Consider the following 18,931-nt stretch of genomic DNA (forward strand, 5'->3'; position numbering starts at 1 on the left):
ATCGCACGCCGCCCGTTACAGACGCTTGCGCAAATCCCGCGCGGCGGACAAGCCCCGGATACACCCGCGCGCTGAAATCCTTCCCGTGTCCTCCCTGCCTCACGCGGCCCGCCCCGGCGCCAGCCGCGCGACCACCGACCTCGACCCGGATCCGATCATGTTGCTGATACTCATCGCCTTCCTTGCCGGCGTGCTCACGGTACTGAGCCCCTGCATCCTGCCCGTGGTGCCCTTCGTGTTCGCCAGGACCGACGGCCCCTTCGTTCGCACCCGCCTGCCGCTGCTGATCGGCCTGGCGGCCAGCTTCGCGCTGGTCACGGGCCTCGGCGCGGCCGGCCTGGGCGGCATCGCGCAGCTCAGCCGCTACGGGCGCTGGCTCGCGCTCGGCGGCTTCGCGCTGTTCGGCGTCGCGCTGTTGTTCCCGGCCCTGGCCGCCCGCGTCGGCCAGCCGCTGACGCGGGCCGCCAACTCGATCATCGGCCGCTCTCTGCAGGCCGGCCCGCGCCGCGGCGTGCTGTCGGCCGCCCTGGTCGGCGTGGCCACCGGGCTGCTGTGGGCGCCCTGCGCCGGCCCCGTGCTCGGCCTGATCCTCACCGGCGCGGCACTGCATGGGCTGTCGTGGTGGACCATCGCGGCGCTGGCCGCCTATGCGGCCGGCGGCGCGGGCTCGCTGGTCGTGATCTCCGGGCTCGGCCAGCGGGCGATGCAGACGCTCAAGCGCCGCGCCGGCTTCGGCGAGCGCCTGCGTCGCGCGACGGGCGCGGCGGTGCTGCTCGCGGCCGGCGCGATCGCGCTCGGCTTCGATACGCAGGCGCTCGCGCAACTGCCGAGCACCCCCACCAGCGGGCTCGAGACGCGCCTGGTGGGCCTGCTCGGCAAGCGCGGCGCCGACGACCAGGGCAAGGCCACGCGCCAGACGCCGCCGGCGGCACCGGCCGCCGCGCCGATCCGCCTGCGCGACGAGGGCGAGTTGCCGATGCTCGACGGCGCGAGCGGCTGGCTCGATTCGCCGCCGCTCACGCGCGATGCCTTGCGCGGCAAGGTGGTGGTGGTCAACTTCTGGACCTATTCCTGCATCAACTGCCTGCGCACGCTGCCCTACCTGAAGACCTGGGCCGAGCGCTACGGCAAGGACGGCCTGGTGGTGATCGGCGTGCACACGCCCGAGTTCGGCTTCGAGCGCGATCCCGGCAACGTGCGCCGCGCGCTGAAGGACCTCGGCATCCATTACCCGGTCGCGACCGACAACGACTACCGGATCTGGCAGGCGTTCGACAACCAGTACTGGCCGGCCTTCTATATCGCCGACGCGAACGGCCGGATCCGCTTCCACCACTTCGGCGAGGGCGGCTACGACGACGCCGAGCACGCGATCCGGCAGTTGCTGGCCGACGCCGGCCACGGCATGCCGGCGGCCGACGGCGGCGCGCCGGTGGCGACCGGCGCCCTGGCACCGGCCGACCCCGACGACATCGGCTCGGAGGAAACCTACGTGGGCTACCGCCAGGCGCAGGGTTTCGCCTCGCCCGAGCCGGTGCGGCCCGACCACGACGCGGCCTACAGCACGCCGGCGCGGCTCGCGCTCAATACCTTCGCCCTGGCCGGGCAATGGAACGTGGGCGCCGAATCGGCGGTGGCGGCCGCGCCGGGCGCGCGCCTGAGCTACCGCTTCCACGCGCGCGACCTGCACCTGGTGCTCGGGCCCGGCGCCGACGGCCGGCCGCTGCGCTTTCGCGTGAGCATCGACGGCGCGCCGCCCGGCGACGCGCATGGCGCCGATGTCGCCGCCGACGGCAGCGGCAGCATCGACGCCTCGCGCCTGTATCAACTGGTGCGCCAGCGCGGGCCGGTACGCGACCATACCTTCACGATCGAATTCCTCGATCCGGGCGCCAAGGCCTTCAGTTTCACCTTTGGTTGAGCGTGGCGCTGCCGGGGCCTACCGGCGGCGGAAGGCAAAAACCCCGGATCGCCGGTCAGGCGATTCGGGGTTTCGTTCATGTGGGGCGCCATAGCGGCCATAGCAGGCCGTGGCGGGCCCTGACGACCCTGGCGGCCCTTGGTGGGCCCGCGCCTGCCATACCCCGTCCATGCCCTTCCGACAAGCCACTCCAACGGCTTCCCCGCTTTCGCATTCCGGAAATACCGGGTCGGAATCCCTACCGCCCCGAGATGTGTGTCGCAACGTATCCGCCCGCGTATCCGATACATGTGCTTGCAACAAACCCGGTTCGACGAAACACACGAGATACGTGCGGCGGTTGTAATGCTTTCACGCCGGACGCAAACGCAAACCGGCCAGTCACCCGGCCGGCAACGACCGGACGACGCGAAACCCCGACGCACCACCGACCACTGAACCGTTCCAGGAGAACACCATGAAAGTCTCGAAGATCGCCCTGTCGTTTGCCCTCGCCGCCTCGTTCGCCGCCGCTTCCTCGGCCTTCGCCTCGGTGCCCGCCCAATCGGCTCCGGCCCAGGGCACCGTGCAAACGCAGGTCGCCCGCGCCATGAACCATCCGCTCACGCGTGCCGAAGTCCGCGCCCAGCTGGTCGAGGCACAGAAGGACGGCCAGCTCGCCGCCCTGCAGAACCTCTATCGCGGCAGCTGATCCGCGCGCAGTCACGCAGCATCACCCGACCTTCACCCAAGCACTGCCGAACACTCACTGAAACTGGAGAACACCATGAAAGCCTCGAAACTCGTCCTGTCGCTCGCCGTCGCCGCCCTGTCCGCCACGGCAGCCAGCGCCTTCGCCGCGATGCCCGCCCAATCGGCCCCGGCCCAGGACAGCGTGCAAACGCAGGTCGCCCGCGCCATGAACCATCCGCTCACGCGTGCCGAAGTCCGCGCCCAGCTGGTCGAGGCGCAGAAGGACGGCCAGCTCGCCGCCCTGCAGGACCTCTATCGCGGCAGCTGAACGCCGCGAACCAGCGACCGTCCACTCTCATACTCATCGACTCGAGGTAAAGCACCATGTTCAAGCCCTACCTGATCGCGGCGATCGTCGCCGCCGGTATCGCCGCGGCCCCGGCCGCCTTCGCCAGCGGCTACGGCCCGGCCCCGCACTACGACCCGCTCGCCGGCGCGCCGGCATCGCAGCGCGGGCAGAGCGCGCAGACGCTCCACGCCGAAGCGGCGCAATGGATGATGGATCAGGCCGATGTCGCGAACACCGCGTATGGCGCCGAAGGCCATGCCGGCGCGGAATCGGGCGCGCGTCTCGTGCCGGTCGACACGGCCTCGCTCTATGCGCATCACTGACGGACTCGGATCTCCGTCCCGGGATGTCGCTTCGCCAGGCAGCACGCGAAACGCCATGCCTTTCGTCATCGAGCAATACGGCGGCCGGCGCGGAACCCCGCGACGCCGCCGGCCGTCAGGCAATCAAGCGGCGCCTGCCGCTCTCGAGATGCAGTCGAATCGCCTCGACGCCACCGCCTCGCGATCCTCAGGCGATCACCAGCGGCAGCCGCAAGGTGGCCTCGAGCCCGCCGCCCCGACGATTGCGCAGTTGAAGATCGCCGCGCATCGCCTTCACCAGCCGGCGCGCGATCGCCAGGCCCAGGCCCGAACCCTTCGCCTTCGCGGCTGATTCCGGCGCGCGATACCAAGGTTCGAACACCGCCGCCAGTTGCGAAGGCGCGATGCCGGGCCCCGAATCGAGCACCGCGAGCACCAGGTGCTGGGCCTCCACGCGCACGCGCAGGCGCACGTCGGTGCCGTAGCGCAGCGCATTGTCGATCAGGTTCATCAGCACGCGGCGCAGCGCATGCGGGCAGGTGACGATCGGCCGGCCGACCCGGCCATCCAGTTCGACCACGCGCCCCGCGTCGTGATAATTGTCGACCAGCGCATCGAACATGCGATCCGCGTCGACCCGGCGCGGCGATTCGAGCCCGCCCGACTGGGTCCGCGCGCAGGCCAGGCTGGCCTCCACCAGTTCGTTCATCTCGGCGAGATCGCCGGCCATCGCGTCGCGCATCGCCGTGTCGTCGAGCATCTCGCTGCGCAGGCCGATGCGCGTGAGCGGCGTGCGCAGGTCGTGCGCATAGGCGGCCTGCACCACCAGCAGCTCGGCCTCGCGCTCGGCCGCCTGCCGGCCGGTGCCGTTGATCGCCTCGATCAGCCGGTCGAGCGCCGCGCCGCCGTCGGGCGGCAAGGCCGCGCGCGTGCCCTCGCGGCACTGCCGTTCCAGCGCCGCGGCGAGCCGCGCGATGCGCCGGCGCTGGCCGCGCAGGCGCGCCAGCGCGTGGGCGGCCAGCAGCGCGAAGCCGGTGCCGGGCACGATCATCAGCGTCATCATCAGCAGGTGCGCATAGGGCCGCTGCATGCTCAGCGCCATCGCGCCGTTGACGGCCAGCGTGGCGCACATGAAGCCGATCCGCACCAGCGCCGCATGGCGATGGCCGCGATAGGCGACGCTGCGGGTCAGCCGGCGCAATCGCAAGAGCGGCATGGCGGCAAGCGCGCGGGGACGCGCGGACAACTCGAGGGCGTTGCTACGCAGCAAGGTCAGGGTCCTGTTCATTCCGGTTCTCCCGTCTCGATCGGATCGAAGGCACGGTGCACATGACACCATGGCCGCCGGGAGCTGCGCTATCAGACGAGAGGGCGTCCACCCCCTACCAAGGTTTATCGGGCGATGCGCAGGTTCAGGTCGCGGGCGGCCCGGGCCACAGGCCGAGCGCGCGGCCGATCCACGACTCCAGCTCCGAGGCGTCGATCGGCTTGTCGATCACGCACAGCGCGCGGCTCGCGCTGGCGCGCTCGAGCGTGCGGCCCGAGGCGAACGCGGTGATGAAGACGGTGGGGATCAGGATGCCGCGCGCTTCGAGCAGCGAGAGCAGCTCGACGCCGTCGGTGCCGGGCATCTGCACGTCGCAGACCAGGCAGCCGGTGGCCGCGAGCGTATCCGATGCGAGGAATTCGTCCGCGGTCGCGAACACGCGCGCATTCCAGCCGAACGAACGCACCAGACTGCTGGTGGCGGCACGCACGAACGGATCGTCGTCGACGATGGATACGAGCTGGTTGGCGTCTACGGACAAAAGAAATCTCGCTCATGACCTGGTGAACGAGGCGGCTCATCCGACCATCGTCCGGGGACTAGAGTACCGCGGCGCGGGAGGCGCCAACCATCATATCGAAGTATAGGGTGGCCCCGCCGCGCGCCCGCGTGGCTGGCCGCAAGCCGCGCCGGGCGGGCGTTCTCGCGACGGGGCGGCTGGCGCCGCGCTAGCGCGGCGCCAGCCGCTCGATGCCGAGCGCTTCCATCTTGCGCACCAGCTCGGCCACCGAGCGCGAGTTCATCTTGCGCATGGCCTGGCCGCGATGGATCTTCGCGGTGATCTCGGCGATCCCCATGCTGGCGGCGATCTGCTTGTTCATCAGCCCATCGGCCACGTGCCGCAGCACCTCGCGCTCGCGCGGCGTCAGCGATTCCCAGCAGGCGCGCGTCTCGCCGAGCTGGCGGTCGGTGGCCAGGCGCGCCGCGTCGCGCTCCAGCGCGCTGATCACCGCGTCGATCATGTCCTGGTCGCGGAACGGCTTGGCGAGGAAATCCATCGCGCCGGCCTTCATCGCCTTGACCGTCATCGGGATGTCGCCATAGGCGGTCATGAAGATGATCGGCATGTGCGGGCCGCCGTCGTCCATCAGGGTGCGCTGGAAGGCCAGGCCGCTCTGCCCCTTCAGGCGCACGTCGAGCACCAGGCAGGCGGGGCCGCCGTGGCGCGGCGCGGCGACGAACTCCTCGATCGAGCCGTAGGCGCGCACCTCCAGGTCGATCGAGCGCAGCAGGCCGGCCAGCGCGCCGCGCACCAGCTCGTCGTCGTCGACGACGTAGACGATGCGGGCATCGCGGCGCAAGGCGGGATCGCTTTCGGGGGGACGGGAATAGGACATCGTGGTCAGGGCATGGCCCGTGAAGGCGGCCGCCGCGCGGGCGGCCTGGGTTCGGGGGCGCCGCCGCGGCGGCAGGCGACGGGACGGCCGATGCGGCAGGCCCGGCCGATCGAGCACGGCGTATCGATCGCGTCGGTGACGTCGTTCACATCGATCGCGTCGATCGAGCGGCGCGGCCGGCGGTTCATGGCGCGAGCAGCGGCAGCGCGAAGCTGGCGCGGGTGCCGGCCTCGGCGCGCCGCGTCAGCGTCAGCGAGCCGCCATGCGCCTCGACGATCGAATGCGAGATCGCGAGACCCATGCCCATGCCGTTGTCCTTGGTGGTGAACAGCGGTTCGAGCAGGCGGCCGGCGATGCCGGGATCGATGCCGCAGCCGTGGTCGTCGACGCTCACGCGCGCCCAGCCGCCCGGCTCCTCGTCGCAGGACAGCACCAGCCGGCGATCGCCCGCCGCCTGCCCGGCCATCGCCTCGGCGCCGTTGGTCAGCAGGTTGATCACCACCTGCTGGAGCTGGATCCGGTCGCCCAGCACCTGCACGCCGGCCTCCAGCCCGCGCAGCTCGAGCGCCACCTCCAGCGCATCGAGCTGCCCCGCCACCAGGGTGGCGGCCTCGCGCAGCGCCTCGCCCAGGTGGACCGCGGTGAACTGCGGCTCGGCCTTGCGGGCCTTGGCGCGCAGCGCCTGGATGATGGTCTTGGCGCGGGTCGCGCTGAGGCTGATGTAGCGCAGCATCTCGCGCGTCTCGTCGATATCGGGCGGCTCGCGGTTCAGCCAGCGCAGCGCGGCGCTCGCCGAGGTGTCGACCGCCGCGATCGGCTGCCCGACCTCGTGCACGATCGAGGCCACCAGCTCGCCCATCGCCTTCAGGCGGCTGGCGCGCTCGAGTTCGGCCAGCGCATTGCGCAACTGTTCCTCGGCCCGCGCGCGCTGGCCATACTGCTCGACCAGTTCCTCGTAGAGCCGCGCGTTCTCCAGCGCGAACGCGGCCTGGCTCGCGATCACTTCCAGCACCGCCGCCTTGGCGGCCGTAAACACCTTGGCGGCGAGCTTGTTCTCCAGGTAGAGCACGCCCACCAGGGTGGCATGCCGCATCAGCGGCACGCACAGCACCGAGCGCGGCCGGTAGCGGCGCACGTACTCGTCTTCCTCGAAGGCCGGCGCGTCGCGCATGTCGTCGATCAGCAGGCCGTCCTGCTTGCGCGCCACCGCCTGCACCAGCGACACCGGCAGCACCTCGGCGCTGAACCCCGCCCCCTGCTGCGTGACCGTGATCTCGCCGTCCTGCACGTAGGCCTGCGCCGGCACGCGCCAACCCTCGGCGCGCAGCAGCGCGAGCACGCAATACCCGGCGCCGGAATTCTCCAGCGCGGTGCGCAGCACCGTCTCGACCAGCCGCGACGGCACGATATCGCTGGCCAGCGCGTTCGAGATCCGCAGCACGGCCTGCACGTCGAGCTCGAACAGCCGGCTGGCGGCCGAGGCGCGCGCATCGGACTCGAACACCGCCGGATGATCGGCCTGCAACTGCCGGACCTTGGCCATCGCGCCCCAGCGCTGCCAGGCACCGCGCGCATGACGCAGATAGGCGGCCGCCGGCACCTCCTCGCCGCGCGCGCTGTAGAAGCGCCCCGCCAGCTCGGCGGCCAGCGCCTCGACCTGGGTGAAGCCGTGACGCCGCGCGTGGGCCACCGCCGCGGCATAGGCGGCGCCGGCTTCGGCGGCGCGATCGCGGGTGCGCAGCCATTCCGCGTGCACCAGGTCGCGACGCGCCACGAAGTTCGCCGGGCAGGCATTGGCCCAAAGCGCGAGCTGGTCGATATGTCGTTGCAGGGCCGCGTCCTGGTCGGCATCGCGATTGCGCCGCGCGATCAGCGCCAGCGCGCCGTAATAGGCCAGGTCGCCGCTCTCGGCGAACGAGCGGCCGAACCACACGCAGGCCTCGGCACGGCGGCGCGCTTCGAGCGCGTCCCCCGCGTCGCCGAACATCACGCCGAGCTGCAGGCGATAGACCCAGTAGGCCACGTCCACCAGGGTGACCGGCGCGCCCTCCACCGGCACCGGCGGCGGCGGCTCGCGCCGCTCGGCCGGGTCGTCCTGCAGGCGCGCCAGCAGGTTCGATTGCGCGAGCAACTGGTTGATCACCAGCAGGAAGTTCGAGTCGCGCGCCAGCACCAGCCCGCGCCGCACCGTCTCGCGAATGTCGTCGAGATACTCGCCGCCGAAGATCATGCCGGTCGCTTCGTTCGGACTGCAGTAGTTCGCGAAGGTGTGGTCGCCCGATTCCAGCGCGACCGTGTAGGCGCGCCGCGCGTAGTCGCGCGCCGAGCGCGCCGGCAGCGTCCAGGGCACCACGAAGCAGCCGAACACCATGTAGACGCGCGCCTGGTAGCGCTTCAGGCCCAGCTCGTCGACCAGGTACAGCGCCAGCCGGCCGAAGTCGAGCGTGTAGGAATAGTCGCCGTAGCGCGCGCCGAACACCAGGTTCATGCAGGTATAGGCGTTCGCCGAGGCATCGGACTGGCCGTAGGCGATCGACAGCGTCGCGGTGCGCATCACCATCAGGTCGACCAGGTTCTGGTCGGTGTACATCGCCGGCGGGATCAGGTCGGCGAGGATGTCCATCAGCGCGCGACGCAGCGGGTCGGCGGCCACCGGCAGCGCGCGCAGGCCCTCCATGCCGTGCTCGTCGAGCCAGCCGCGCAGCCGCGCGTATTCGCGATCGACCTCGGCCACCTCGGGCTGCATCGGGATCTCGATGCCGGCGCGGCGCAGGAAGGCCAGGCCGGTGCCCATCGCCAGGTCGTAGCGGCCCAGCGTGGTGTAGAGCGCCGCGCGCAGGCGCGCCAGGTCGGCGCCGAAGATGCCGTCGCCGGCCACCGCCTCGAGCGCCGCGAGCCGTGCCTCGGCCGCCTCCAGCGCGCCCGTCATGAATTCGGCCTCGCCGCACAGCACGCGCGCGTCCAGGCCCATCTGCTCGCCGTCGTCCTCGCCGATGAAGTCGAGCGCGGCGCGGAAATACACCAGCGCCGAGTGATGCGCGGTGGCGGCCTTGGCGCGCCGCCCCGCGTCGAGATTGAGCGCGGCGAAGGCGGCCCGTTCGCGCCGCGCGTCGACCGCCTCGCGCGCCAGGTTGACCTGGGCCGCCATCGCGAACACGTCGGCCTGCGCGCCCGGGTGCCCGAGCAGCCGGCGCGCCACCAGCAGGTGCAGCGCGGCGCGCTCGCCTTCGGGAATCGAGGCATAGGCCGATTCGCGCATGCTGTCGTGGCCGAACGCGTAGTCGTCGCCGTCGCTGAGGATGGTGCCGGCCTCCAGCGCCGGCTGCAGGTCGCGCACCACCTCGAACGGCGTCAGCCCCGCGGCGATCGACAGCCGCTCGATCGAGGCGCGGTCCCCCAGGCAGGCCAGCAGCCGCGACAGCCTCTGCGCGGCCGGCGGCAGTTGCTCCAGCTTGTGCACCAGCAGCTCGAACATGTCGTCGATGCCGCGATGGCGGGCGATGTGATCGAGATTCCAGCGCCAGGTGGCGGCGTCGTGGTCGTAGTCGAGCAGGCCGTCATCGGCCAGCACGCGCAGCAGGTGGCGCGCGAAGAAGGGATTGCGCCCGGACTTGCGGTCGATCTCGGCCACCAGCGGTTCGAGCGCGGCCGCGTCGCCGCTCAGCGCGCTGGCCACCAGGTCGTGCAGCGCCGCCGCGTCGAGCGGGCCCAGCGCGATCGGCAGCGAGGCAATCCGTTGCGAGCGCAACAAGGCCTGCAGCGCATGGGCATCGTCGATCTCGTTGCCGCGGAAGGCGCCGATGACTGTGATCGCAGCATCGGCATGCTGCAGCAGCACGCGCTCGAGCACTTGCAGGCTGCCGACGTCGGTCCATTGCAGGTCGTCGAGCAGCAGCACCAGCGGCCGGTCCGGCGCGGCGAAGCAGGCCAGCAGCCGCGCCATGCCCTGCAGCACGCGCTCGCGTTCGAGCGCCGGCTGCGCATCGGGCGGCGCGACCGGCTCCGGCTGCGGGCCGAGCACGGTGGCCAGCGTGGGCAGGAAGTCGGACAGCGTGCGGCCGACCGGCGTGGTGGCCTCTCGCACGCGCTGGCGCCAACTGGCGAAGGTCTCGTCGGGACAGGCCAGCACGTACTGCAGCAGCGGCTCCAGCACCTGGATCAGGATCGCGTAGGGCGTGCCGCGCCGCCCCTCCTCGCTCTTGCCGCGCGCCAGCAGCGGCGCGCCCTCGCGCTGGATGCGCGAGACCACCTCGTGCAGCAGGGTGGACTTGCCGATGCCCGACTGGCCCGAGATCCAGGCGACGCGCGCGCGGCCGCTCTCGGCCACGGTGCGATGCAGGGACAGCAGCGCGTGGATCTCCCGCTCGCGGCCGACCACCACCTCGCTGTGGCGCAGCGAGCGCATCGCCGCGCGCGTATCGAGCGCGAACGGATCGATGCGGCCGTCGCGCCGATAGAGTTCCTCGCAGCGGCACAGATCGTCGAGCAGGCCCGCCGCGTTCGCGTAGCGCTGCTCGGGCGCCTTCTCCAGCAGCTTCAAGACGATGCGTGACAGTTGCCGCGGAATGCCTGCCGCCACCTCGGGCAGCGGCCGGGGCCGGCGCGTGGCGTGGGCGTGGATGCGCGTGGCGGTGTCGCCGGCCTCGAACGGCGGCACGCCGCTCAGCAGTTCGTAGAGCACGCAGCCGAGCGAATAGAGATCGGCGCGCGCGTCGACGCGCACGTTCATCCGCGCGCCGAGCTCGGGCGCCATGTAGACGAAGCTCTCGTCGTCCCATTCGAGTTCGTCGTCGGCCCAGCGGCCGGCGCCGAGCGGGTTGCCCCGCTGCCCCTGGCCAGCCTGGGTCGCGCCGCCGCGCACCGCGAAGCCGAAGCCGGTCAGGTAGACGCGCCCCTCGCGATCGGCGAGAAAACGCTTGGGACCGAGCGCGCGATGGATCAGGCCGGCGCCGTGCATCTCGCCGACCGCCGCCACCATGCCGCGCGCCAGCGCGAAGAACGCGGGCAGCGCCTCGCCGCCCATGCCGCCGCGCGGCAGGGGTTCGCCGCCGCGATCGGCCAGCACCAACAGCACGCCGTCGCCATAAGGCATCAGCGCCTGCGGCACCGCGCTCCAGGCTTCGTCGAGCACGTCGCGCAAGGCGAACTCGCGCTGCAGCGCGGCCACCGCGGCCGGCGTCGCGCTGCCCCGGCCCGCCACCAGCAAGGGCGGCTCGCCGGGCGCCTGCGCGCGCTCCATGCGCGGCAGGCCGACGCTGAGCTCGATGAAGCTTCGTCTGAAAAGATCAATCATGGGACGAATCGGAACATGACGACTGACGTCGCGGCGATGTCAAGGGCGGTTATTGAAGTCCAGCAGTCCGAACCGATTATAGCGGCGGCCCGGCATTATTTCCTCACTTTTATTAACAATTCGCGAGGCAATTAGATTGCACATACAACGAATAAGCTTATGCCCCATGGGGGCTCGCGCGCGACGGAATGATCAGGATATTGGCGAGTCGAGCGGCACTTGCCGAGAGTTCGTCATATCAACGAAAACCCTTGCCGGCCTTGCGTTTTCATGGCAGCGAAGTGAACCGGTTTCAGGTTTTTTGATTCACATGCGCAATCTTCGCGCTGCATATGAAATATCTTCAGTTCTTTGAAACGCAAATCAGGCGCTGTCCCGTTCGGCGCAGCGAGTAGTTTAGCCCACAGTCCGGTCGAATATTGCGTCGATGCGTTTTTATTGCATCTGCAGCGGATCGGTGCAGCCGGGCTGCGCTTCCGCCGAGCGCGACATGGATGTCGGACGTCGCACCGACGCCGCGGGACGAGCGCCGGCGCTCGCCTTAGCGGCCGTGCAAGCGGCGACGCCAGGCGGCGGGCGTGGCGCCGGTGTTGGCGCGAAAGCGGCTGGTGAAATGGCTGGCGTCGGTATAACCGAGATGCGCCGCGATTCGCGCGACCGGCCAGCGGGTCTGCGCGAGCAGCCGCTGCGCCTCCTTCAGGCGCGCGTTCGAGACATGGCGCATCGGCGTGATGCCGAGCCGGCAGCGGAACTGGCGCACCAGTTGCGAGACGCTGAGATGAGCGACCTCGGCCAGCTCGGCCAGCGAGAATTCCTGCGTGAGATGGGCGTCGATCCAGGCAGTGACCGCGGCCAGCCGCGCATCGACGCGATCGACGGCGGGTGCCGTGCCGCCCTGGTCGGCCAGCAGGGCCAGCAGCGCGAGGCTGCGCCCTTGCGCATGCAGGGCCGCGAACGGCGTGGCGCCGGCGGCTTCGCCGGCCGCGCAGGCCTCGAACATCGATGCCAGCTCGGCCGCGAGGCGCGCATGGCGCAGCGCCGTGAGCGGGCGCAGCGCGCCCTGCAAGTCGTCCAGCCAATCCTGGCGCGGATCGATCAGCACCAGGCCGTAGCTGACGATGCCCTCGCCGATCGTGCTGCCGCGCACCTCGGAGCCCGCCGGCCGGAACGAGACCAGCCCCGGTTCGCTGACGAAGCGCTCGCGCGCGGCGCCGGCCACTTGCCGCTCGCACTCGAAACCGCGGCTCATTTCGGCGTAGATCGCGTGCCGCTCGTGCGCGACGTGGAGCCTGGCCGGCGCGCCCGCCTCGATGCGGCGCCGGACCAGTTCGATGCTGGTGCCGCCCAGTCGCGTGACCGACCTCGACACCAGGTTCGCATCGTATTCCCGCATGCGCGCTCCCTGAACGACCGCCGACGACGGCCGGCGGTTCGCGCGGATTCTAGCACCGGGGTTCATGCCCCGCCGCCGCGAAAAAAAGCGCCGCGCGGGGGCGATGCGCATTTCCTGCCAGCCTTCGCGCATCGCCTGCCAGCCGTGCGCGGCGCACCCGCCTAGACTGCGCACTTCCCGTTCGCGGCCCCGCCCTTTGCCATGCCCGAGATTTCGCTCGCCGATCGCCCCGCCCGGCTGACCGCCTGCCTTACCCTGGTCGCCTTCCTGCCGATGCTGTCGTCGGACCTGTTCCTGCCCGCGCTGCCGGCCATCGCGAGCGCCCTGGCGGTGTCGGTGGCCGCCACCCAGCGGCTGTTCGACAGTTACTTCGCCGGCCTCGCCCTGTCGCTGCTGGTCTGCGGGCCGCTGTCCGATCGTCATGGGCGCCGCCGGCCGCTGCTCGCCGCCCTGGCCCTGCACGCCGCGACCAGCCTCGCCATGGCCGGCGCGCACGATCTCGCCACGCTGTCGGCCTGCCGCTTCGCGCAGGGCCTGGCCTCCGGGATTCCGGTCGCGCTGTGGCGCAGCATCGCGTTCGACGCGCTGCCGCTCGAAGCGGCGACGCGCGCGATCTCGGTGGTGGTGCCGGTGATGGTGGTGTCGCCCGCGCTGGCGCCGATCGTCGGCGAGTGGATCGCGGCGCTGGCGGGCTGGCGCGCGATCTTCGCGGCGCTGGCCGGCGTCGGCGCTCTCGCCTTCGCGCTGACCTGGGGCTTCGTGCCGGAAACGCATCGCCCCGCGCCCGCTGGCGGGGCGGCACGGCAATGGATGAGTTCGTGGCTCGCGCTGGCGCGTTCGCGGCGCTTCGTGTCGTTCTGCGCGCTGGCCTGCGCGGCCTATGCGGCCTACTTCCTGTACCTGTTCCAGGCGCCGCTGCTGCTGCTCGCGCTCGGCTACACGCCGCGCGCGATCAGTTACGCCTACCTGCCCGTCACCGCGGGCTTCGTGCTGGGAAGCGCCGTCGGCCGGCGGCTCGCGCCGCGCGCCGGCGATCGCGCCATCGTCACCGCCGGCACGGCGCTGTTCGCGGCCGGCGCCGTGCTGCTGGCGGGCTGGGGCGTCGCGGGCCGGCCGCTCGGTGCGGCCGGGCTGCTGCTGGCCGCCGCGCTGCTGGTGGCCGCCAACGGCACCCTGTTGACGATCGGCGTGGCACGCACCTTGGCGCGGTTCCCGCTGCTGCGCGGCACCAGCTCCGCCCTGCTCGGTTTCTCCCAGGCGGCGGTCACGGCCCTGATGGTCGGCCGCATGTCGCGGCTCAACGAAGTGCTGCCCCAGGCGCGCAGCCTGTCGATCATGATCGGCGCCTGCCTGCTGCTGGCCATGGCGGCGCTATGGGTCTATCGCCGCGCGATCAGTGATACGTCATCGTGAAGGTCAGCACCGCATTCGCGCTGCCGGGCGTCACGCTGGCCGAGGTCTGGTAGTAGTTGGCGGTGAGCGGAATCGTGTAGGTGCCGCCCGTCGCGCTGCTGTAGCTCGTCAGCGTGTATTGGCTGTTGTACTTGAGCGCCTTGCCGCTGCTGTCCTTCAGTTGCAGGCCGATGCCGCTGGCGGTCGAGTCGCTCGACAGGGCCAGCACGCCGTTGGTGCTGTCGAGCACCGCGTTGACGGGGATGAACTGGTACTGGATGGAATTCAGGCCGGCCGGGCAGGCATTGACGCCCACCTTGAAGGCCACCGCCGGCGTGGTCGAACCCACCCCGGTGAAGGCCGACTGCTTGTACGAGCCCATGTCGACCGTCACGTTCGGCGTGGTGCAGGCCGCCACGTTGATGATGGTTTGCGTCAGCGAGAAGGACTTGCGCCCGCTCTGCATGGTGTAGCCGCCGCCCTGCGAGACGGCCGCGGCGGCCTCGAACAGCACGCCGCCGTTGACCGTGCCCGCCGTGATCGGCCCGGTCTTGACCAGGGCCATCTCGGCCTGGCCGCCGTTGGTGACCGAGCCCCCACCATTGCAGGCAGAGCCGACCCACGGATTCGGGAAGAACGAGGATGGCGTGCCTAGATCGTTCCATGGTTGCCAGCCGCAACCGTTCACGTAAGGGCGGATGCCAATCGCGATACCGACGCCGGGCACGTTGGTATTCCACACTGTATAGGTTCCGTGAGGACTGGCCACCGTCTGCCCCGCCTTGCTCAGCGACAAGGGCTCGAAGCCGGTTCCCGTTGCGCCCGAACCGCTCAGCGTGCAGTTGAAGTAATTGGTGGTGGCCGAAGTCGACACCCAGGTCGTCAACACCGTGCCGACCGCCGCATCGCGCGGCACCGTGATCGAGGACGGCATCGACACCGTGAAGGTCTGCGCCGTGCTCGAGCAACTGGCGGTCGCCCAGGCCGCGTGCGAGGACAGCGCGAGGACCAGCAGGGCCGCGCAGCGCGCCGCGAGCCGCCACGCCGCCGAAGCGCCGTGGCGATGAAGATGGCTCAATCGCCGTATCCAATCCGACATGCTCGCGATACCTCCGTATTCGTCAAAACCTGCTGCGCAACCTACTGGTACGTCATGGTAAAGGTCAGCACCGCATTCGCGCTACCCGGCGTCACGCTGGCCGAGGTCTGGTAGTAGTTGGCCGTGAGCGGAATCGTGTAGGAACCGCCCGTCGAGCTGTTGTAGCTCGTCAGCGTGTACTGCGTGTTGTACTTCAAGGCCTTGCCGCTGTTGTCCTTCAATTGCAAGCCGATGCCCGCGGCCGTCGAGTCGCTCGACAGCGCCAGCACGCCATTGGTGGTGTCGAGCACCGCGTTGACCGGGATGAACTGGTACTGGATCGAGTTCAAGCCGGCCGGGCAGGCATTGACGCCCACGTTGAAGGCCACCGCCGGCGTGGTCGACCCCACGCCGGTGAAAGCCGACTGCTTGTACGAACCCATGGTGACCGTCACGTTCGGCGTGGTGCAGGCCGCCACGTTGATGATGGTCTGGCTCGGCGAGAACGACTTGCGGCCCGAGGTGGCGATGGTATAGGGCCCGTTGAGGTCCATGGCGGTGACCGAGGCGCCCTCGAACAGCACACCGCCCGAGACGGTGCCGGCGGCAATGGTACCGGTCTTGACCAGTGCCATTTGCGCTTGGCCGCCGTTGGCGACCGAACCGTTGGCGTTGCAGGCGCTCCCCTTCCATGGCGACGGCAGGAAACCCGAGCGCGTGCCCAGGTCGCCCCAGGCCTGCCAGCCGCAACCGTTCACGTACGAGCGCACGCCGATCGCGATGCCGACTCCCGGCACGTTGGTGTTCCAGACCGTGTACGCCGCGCCATTCGGCCCGGTCACGCTCAAGCCCGCCTTGGTCATGGACAGCGGCTCGAAGGCCATGCCCGATGCGGGGCGCACGGTATTGCCCACCGGCACCACCGTGCAGTTGTAGTAATTGGTCGTGGCCGCCGTGGATACCCAGGAGGTGAGTATCGTGCCGTTCGCGGCATCGCGCGGCACCGTGATCGAAGCGGGCATCGAGATCGGAACCGTTTGTGCGCTCCCCGAGCAGGTAGCGCTCTGCGCGAGCGCCGTGCGCGAGCCCAGCCCGAGCATCATCACCGCCATCGTGAACAGCCAGAACAGCAGGCGGCCGATCTTCGCCGGCTTCCCAACCCGCTTCCCGCTCTCTCCCAGGCCCATCGCCCACCCCTCGTTCACTTCGCGCATACCGCCTCCGCGTCGGTCCAGCGTTGCTTGCTCGCCTTGTCCGCGACCGGCAGCTTGTACGACAGCGAGCAGCCATCGGCGGCCGTCTCGCCCCACTTCACGCTCAGCGTGCCCGTATCGCTCTTCAGCCCGCGCAGCACGATGCGGCCTTCCTGCGCCACCGTGCCGACGTTCTGACCGCTCGCGTCGTTCACCTCGGCGCCGAACGGCACCGGCTGGCCGTCGCTCATGCGCGCGCGCATGATCACCGAGCGCCCGCCGCCCTCGGTCTCGAACTTCAGGCGCACCACCGCGCCCGCGGTCGGCGCCGTGTGCTGCGCGCTGGTCTTCAGCTCGACGCTCATCGGCAGGCCCTTCGGGTCGATCTCGATCTCGTTGGTCGAGAACGGCGTGAGGCTCGACACGATCGCATGGCCGAACGGATCGATGCGCAGCCCGCTGCCGGTCGTCACGCGCGCCCCGGCGGCATCCTTGGCCTCGACGATCGCCACCGTCTCGCCCATGGTCGGCGTGAAGGCCACGCCGCCGGAATAGGCCACCACGCCGCCCGAGATGCCGGCGCCGTACTGCGTGAAGCCGGTGCCCTTCGAGGCATTGCCCGTGAAGGTCGCGTACGGCGACATGTAGGAGACGTTGCCGCCCACGTTGGTGGTCGAATTCGCGCCGCCGCCCGTGGTGTGGCCCACGTTCACGCCGTAGCTGAGCGCGTTGTCCACGCCCAGCGAGCCCGTCAGCGACTGCTGGACCACGGTCGCGCCGCCGGTGTCGCGCTGCAGGCTGGTGGACGAATACACCACGTGCGAGCCCAGGTTCAGCGGGATCGACAGGTTCAGCATGAAGCGGTTGTCCCAGCGGTTCTGGGTCACGTCGAACTGGCGCGAGGCCGATACGCCGTAGTTGATGCGCTTGAAGTTGTTGTTGTAGCCGGCCTGGTACTGCGTGTCGTTGCCGCCGCGGTTCCAGTAGTTGACCGTCGAGCCCGACAGGTAGAACGAGCCCCAGCCTTCGGGCAGGCTCTGGTTCAGCGTCACCTGGAACTGCCCGCGGCGGATGCCGCCCGAGAGCAGCCCGTTCACGCCGCCCGTCTGCGGATCGCGCAGCTGCATCGCGTCCTGCAGGCCGAGGTAGCCGCTGCTCGAGTAGCGATAGGCGGCCACCGTCACGTTGGTGTTGGTCGGGCTGATCAGCTTGCTGTAGGAGATCCGCACGCTCTGCCCGTGGCGCGAGGCCATGCCCGGCAGTTCGGTATTGGCCTGCGTGATGTCGAGCGCGAAGGAGCCCAGCTCGGTGTTGAGCGCCGCGCCGATCACCCCGGCCAGGTAGCCGCGCGCGGCCGTCACGCCGCCGTAGCCGGTGATCAGGTTGGTGAAGCCGTGCTGGATCGTGGCCTGGAACAGCGCCGGCTTGCTCGACAGCAGCGGATTGCGGTACACGCCGGCCGTCACGCTGAAGTGCGTGATGCCCGGGCGCAGCGAGTTCACGGCCGAGGCATACGGCACCTTGAAGGTGTGGATGCTGCCGTCGGCCTCGGTCACCACCACGTCGAGGTCGCCGCCGTAGCCGGTCGGGTAGAGATCGTTGATCTCGAACGGGCCGGTGGCCACGTTGGTGCTGTAGATGATGTTGCCGTTCTGGCGCACCTGCACCAGCGCATTGCTGTTGGCGATGCCGTGGATGGTCGGCGCGTAGCCGCGCTGCGACTCGGGATACATGCGCTCGTCGCTGGCGATCTGCACGCCGCGGAAGCCCACGCTGTCGAACATGGTGCCGTCGGTGAACGCGTCGCCGATCACGAACTGCGACTTCAGGCGCGCGATCGAGCGCTGCAGGCTGGTCTGCACGCTCTGGTAGTGCGTGCCGCCGTGCGAGTCGTAGGTGAGGTTGCCGTTGTGGCGGAAGCGCCAGGGGCCGAAGTTCAGGCCCGCGGTCAGGCCCATGTAGGCCTGGGTGGCCGACGAACCCTGGTTGTCGGAGCGATAGGCATTGCCGTTGTAAGACAGCAGCGCGGCGGGCACGCCCTCGTCCCAGTAGCGCGGGTCCACGTAGCCGCGCGCCTCGCGGCTCAGCGAGGCCTGCGGAATGCTGACGTCCAGGCGCTGCTCGCCGTTGTCGAAAGTCGCCACGCCGTCCGGCACCAGCATGCCGAGGGTCGCGCAGCTCGCGCCCGGCTCGGTCAGCAGCTTGGTGGCCTCGGGCGACAGCTTCGAGATGTCCACGCCCACCTGCTGCAGCAGCTCGCGATCGAAGCAGGGCTGCACGTTGCCCGTGTCGCCGCCGATCTGGCGCAGCGTGATCTCGGCGCGGCCGATCCAGTTGGTATTGACGAACAGGTCCGCGCGATACGAACCCGGCGCCGCCACGTTGCCCTTGTCGAAACGGCTCACGTCCACCTTCACGCCGTCCGGATGCTGCAGGAACAGGTCGTTGAACTGAACTTCCGCCACCTGCATGCTGCCCGCGGTGGTCGCGGCCATCGCGCCCGTCGAGACGAACATCGACAGCGCGAGCACGCAGCACGGACGCGGACGCCAGGGCATGGACAGCGGCAAGGAGGAGGTGCGTTGGTTCACGATGGCGGCCGAAACGTGGGCAAGGCTGCGCCCTGCCCTGGCGGGCATGGACGGTCTTGCGTGGGGAAGGACGTGGCGCGCTA

14 protein-coding genes are annotated in these 18,931 nt (G+C 70.3%); 5 read left to right on the top strand and 9 right to left on the bottom strand.

Translation table 11 applies throughout. The features are described 5' to 3' along the window. The first annotated feature begins 157 nt into the window (after window positions 1-157). The 4 genes from FB600_RS02475 (at window position 158) to FB600_RS02490 (ending at window position 3,265) form a co-directional block, all read left to right on the top strand. Window positions 158-1,921 (top strand): cytochrome c biogenesis protein DipZ, encoded by a 1,764-nt coding sequence (locus FB600_RS02475; RefSeq protein ID WP_096752877.1) that lies wholly within the window; start codon window positions 158-160, stop codon window positions 1,919-1,921. Between the two features lie 457 nt (window positions 1,922-2,378). Next, entirely contained in the window at window positions 2,379-2,612 is a 234-nt protein-coding gene (locus FB600_RS02480; RefSeq protein ID WP_098152749.1) for a DUF4148 domain-containing protein, read from the top strand. A 75-nt stretch (window positions 2,613-2,687) separates the two neighbouring features. Continuing rightward, window positions 2,688-2,921: a DUF4148 domain-containing protein gene (locus FB600_RS02485; RefSeq protein ID WP_025097897.1), complete on the top strand. Its 234-nt coding sequence runs from the start codon at window positions 2,688-2,690 to the stop codon at window positions 2,919-2,921. A 56-nt stretch (window positions 2,922-2,977) separates the two neighbouring features. After that, window positions 2,978-3,265 (top strand): hypothetical protein, encoded by a 288-nt coding sequence (locus FB600_RS02490; protein ID WP_013690653.1) that lies wholly within the window; start codon window positions 2,978-2,980, stop codon window positions 3,263-3,265. Between the two features lie 187 nt (window positions 3,266-3,452). On the opposite strand, the gene FB600_RS02495 is transcribed toward FB600_RS02490, so the two are convergent. The 6 genes from FB600_RS02495 to FB600_RS02520 all read right to left on the bottom strand — a co-directional run bounded on the left by FB600_RS02495 (window position 3,453) and on the right by FB600_RS02520 (window position 12,594). After that, on the bottom strand, window positions 3,453-4,532 hold the full coding sequence (locus FB600_RS02495; RefSeq protein ID WP_047839830.1) for a sensor histidine kinase: 1,080 nt from the start codon (window positions 4,530-4,532) through the stop codon (window positions 3,453-3,455). 124 nt (window positions 4,533-4,656) lie between these two features. Next, window positions 4,657-5,052 (bottom strand): response regulator transcription factor, encoded by a 396-nt coding sequence (locus tag FB600_RS02500; protein WP_047839831.1) that lies wholly within the window; start codon window positions 5,050-5,052, stop codon window positions 4,657-4,659. Window positions 5,053-5,239: 187 nt separating this feature from the next. Then, window positions 5,240-5,908 (bottom strand): response regulator transcription factor, encoded by a 669-nt coding sequence (locus tag FB600_RS02505; protein ID WP_145756184.1) that lies wholly within the window; start codon window positions 5,906-5,908, stop codon window positions 5,240-5,242. A 5-nt stretch (window positions 5,909-5,913) separates the two neighbouring features. Next, the gene (locus tag FB600_RS02510; RefSeq protein ID WP_103692532.1) at window positions 5,914-6,096 is read right to left on the bottom strand and encodes a hypothetical protein; all 183 of its coding nucleotides are present in this window, start codon (window positions 6,094-6,096) and stop codon (window positions 5,914-5,916) included. After that, window positions 6,093-11,201: a trifunctional serine/threonine-protein kinase/ATP-binding protein/sensor histidine kinase gene (locus tag FB600_RS02515; RefSeq protein WP_145756185.1), complete on the bottom strand. Its 5,109-nt coding sequence runs from the start codon at window positions 11,199-11,201 to the stop codon at window positions 6,093-6,095. The genes FB600_RS02510 and FB600_RS02515 overlap by 4 nt, the downstream gene beginning before the upstream one ends. A 541-nt stretch (window positions 11,202-11,742) precedes the next feature. After that, on the bottom strand, window positions 11,743-12,594 hold the full coding sequence (locus tag FB600_RS02520; protein WP_105821141.1) for a helix-turn-helix domain-containing protein: 852 nt from the start codon (window positions 12,592-12,594) through the stop codon (window positions 11,743-11,745). Between the two features lie 201 nt (window positions 12,595-12,795). Between FB600_RS02520 and FB600_RS02525 the strand changes: the two genes are divergently transcribed. Then, window positions 12,796-14,007, top strand: a complete 1,212-nt coding sequence (locus tag FB600_RS02525; RefSeq protein WP_145756186.1) for a Bcr/CflA family efflux MFS transporter — start codon at window positions 12,796-12,798, stop codon at window positions 14,005-14,007. Here the strand turns inward: FB600_RS02525 and FB600_RS02530 are convergent. The 3 genes from FB600_RS02530 to FB600_RS02540 form a co-directional block, all read right to left on the bottom strand. After that, the gene (locus tag FB600_RS02530) at window positions 13,988-15,064 is read right to left on the bottom strand and encodes a fimbrial protein (protein WP_227742791.1); all 1,077 of its coding nucleotides are present in this window, start codon (window positions 15,062-15,064) and stop codon (window positions 13,988-13,990) included. The two genes, FB600_RS02525 and FB600_RS02530, sit on opposite strands and share 20 nt — an antisense overlap. Before the next feature lie 62 nt (window positions 15,065-15,126). Further along, window positions 15,127-16,278 carry a fimbrial protein gene (locus tag FB600_RS02535; protein WP_145756187.1) on the bottom strand — a complete coding sequence of 384 codons (1,152 nt, stop codon included), beginning with the start codon at window positions 16,276-16,278 and terminating at the stop codon, window positions 15,127-15,129. After that, window positions 16,266-18,896, bottom strand: a complete 2,631-nt coding sequence (locus tag FB600_RS02540) for a fimbria/pilus outer membrane usher protein (RefSeq protein WP_145756188.1) — start codon at window positions 18,894-18,896, stop codon at window positions 16,266-16,268. The genes FB600_RS02535 and FB600_RS02540 overlap by 13 nt, the downstream gene beginning before the upstream one ends. Window positions 18,897-18,931: the final 35 nt, after the last annotated feature.

It is taken from the genome of Burkholderia sp. SJZ089, assembly GCF_007828315.1.
Taxonomy (GTDB): Bacteria; Pseudomonadota; Gammaproteobacteria; order Burkholderiales; family Burkholderiaceae; genus Burkholderia; species Burkholderia gladioli.

Coding starts and splice junctions, on each gene's coding strand:
- FB600_RS02475 (WP_096752877.1), top strand. CDS start 158: ATGTTGCTGATACTCATCGCCTTCCTTGCCGGCGTGCTCACGGTACTG.
- FB600_RS02480 (WP_098152749.1), top strand. CDS start 2,379: ATGAAAGTCTCGAAGATCGCCCTGTCGTTTGCCCTCGCCGCCTCGTTC.
- FB600_RS02485 (WP_025097897.1), top strand. CDS start 2,688: ATGAAAGCCTCGAAACTCGTCCTGTCGCTCGCCGTCGCCGCCCTGTCC.
- FB600_RS02490 (WP_013690653.1), top strand. CDS start 2,978: ATGTTCAAGCCCTACCTGATCGCGGCGATCGTCGCCGCCGGTATCGCC.
- FB600_RS02495 (WP_047839830.1), bottom strand. CDS start 4,532: ATGAACAGGACCCTGACCTTGCTGCGTAGCAACGCCCTCGAGTTGTCC.
- FB600_RS02505 (WP_145756184.1), bottom strand. CDS start 5,908: ATGTCCTATTCCCGTCCCCCCGAAAGCGATCCCGCCTTGCGCCGCGAT.
- FB600_RS02510 (WP_103692532.1), bottom strand. CDS start 6,096: ATGAACCGCCGGCCGCGCCGCTCGATCGACGCGATCGATGTGAACGAC.
- FB600_RS02515 (WP_145756185.1), bottom strand. CDS start 11,201: ATGATTGATCTTTTCAGACGAAGCTTCATCGAGCTCAGCGTCGGCCTG.
- FB600_RS02520 (WP_105821141.1), bottom strand. CDS start 12,594: ATGCGGGAATACGATGCGAACCTGGTGTCGAGGTCGGTCACGCGACTG.
- FB600_RS02525 (WP_145756186.1), top strand. CDS start 12,796: ATGCCCGAGATTTCGCTCGCCGATCGCCCCGCCCGGCTGACCGCCTGC.
- FB600_RS02535 (WP_145756187.1), bottom strand. CDS start 16,278: ATGCGCGAAGTGAACGAGGGGTGGGCGATGGGCCTGGGAGAGAGCGGG.
- FB600_RS02540 (WP_145756188.1), bottom strand. CDS start 18,896: ATGCCCGCCAGGGCAGGGCGCAGCCTTGCCCACGTTTCGGCCGCCATC.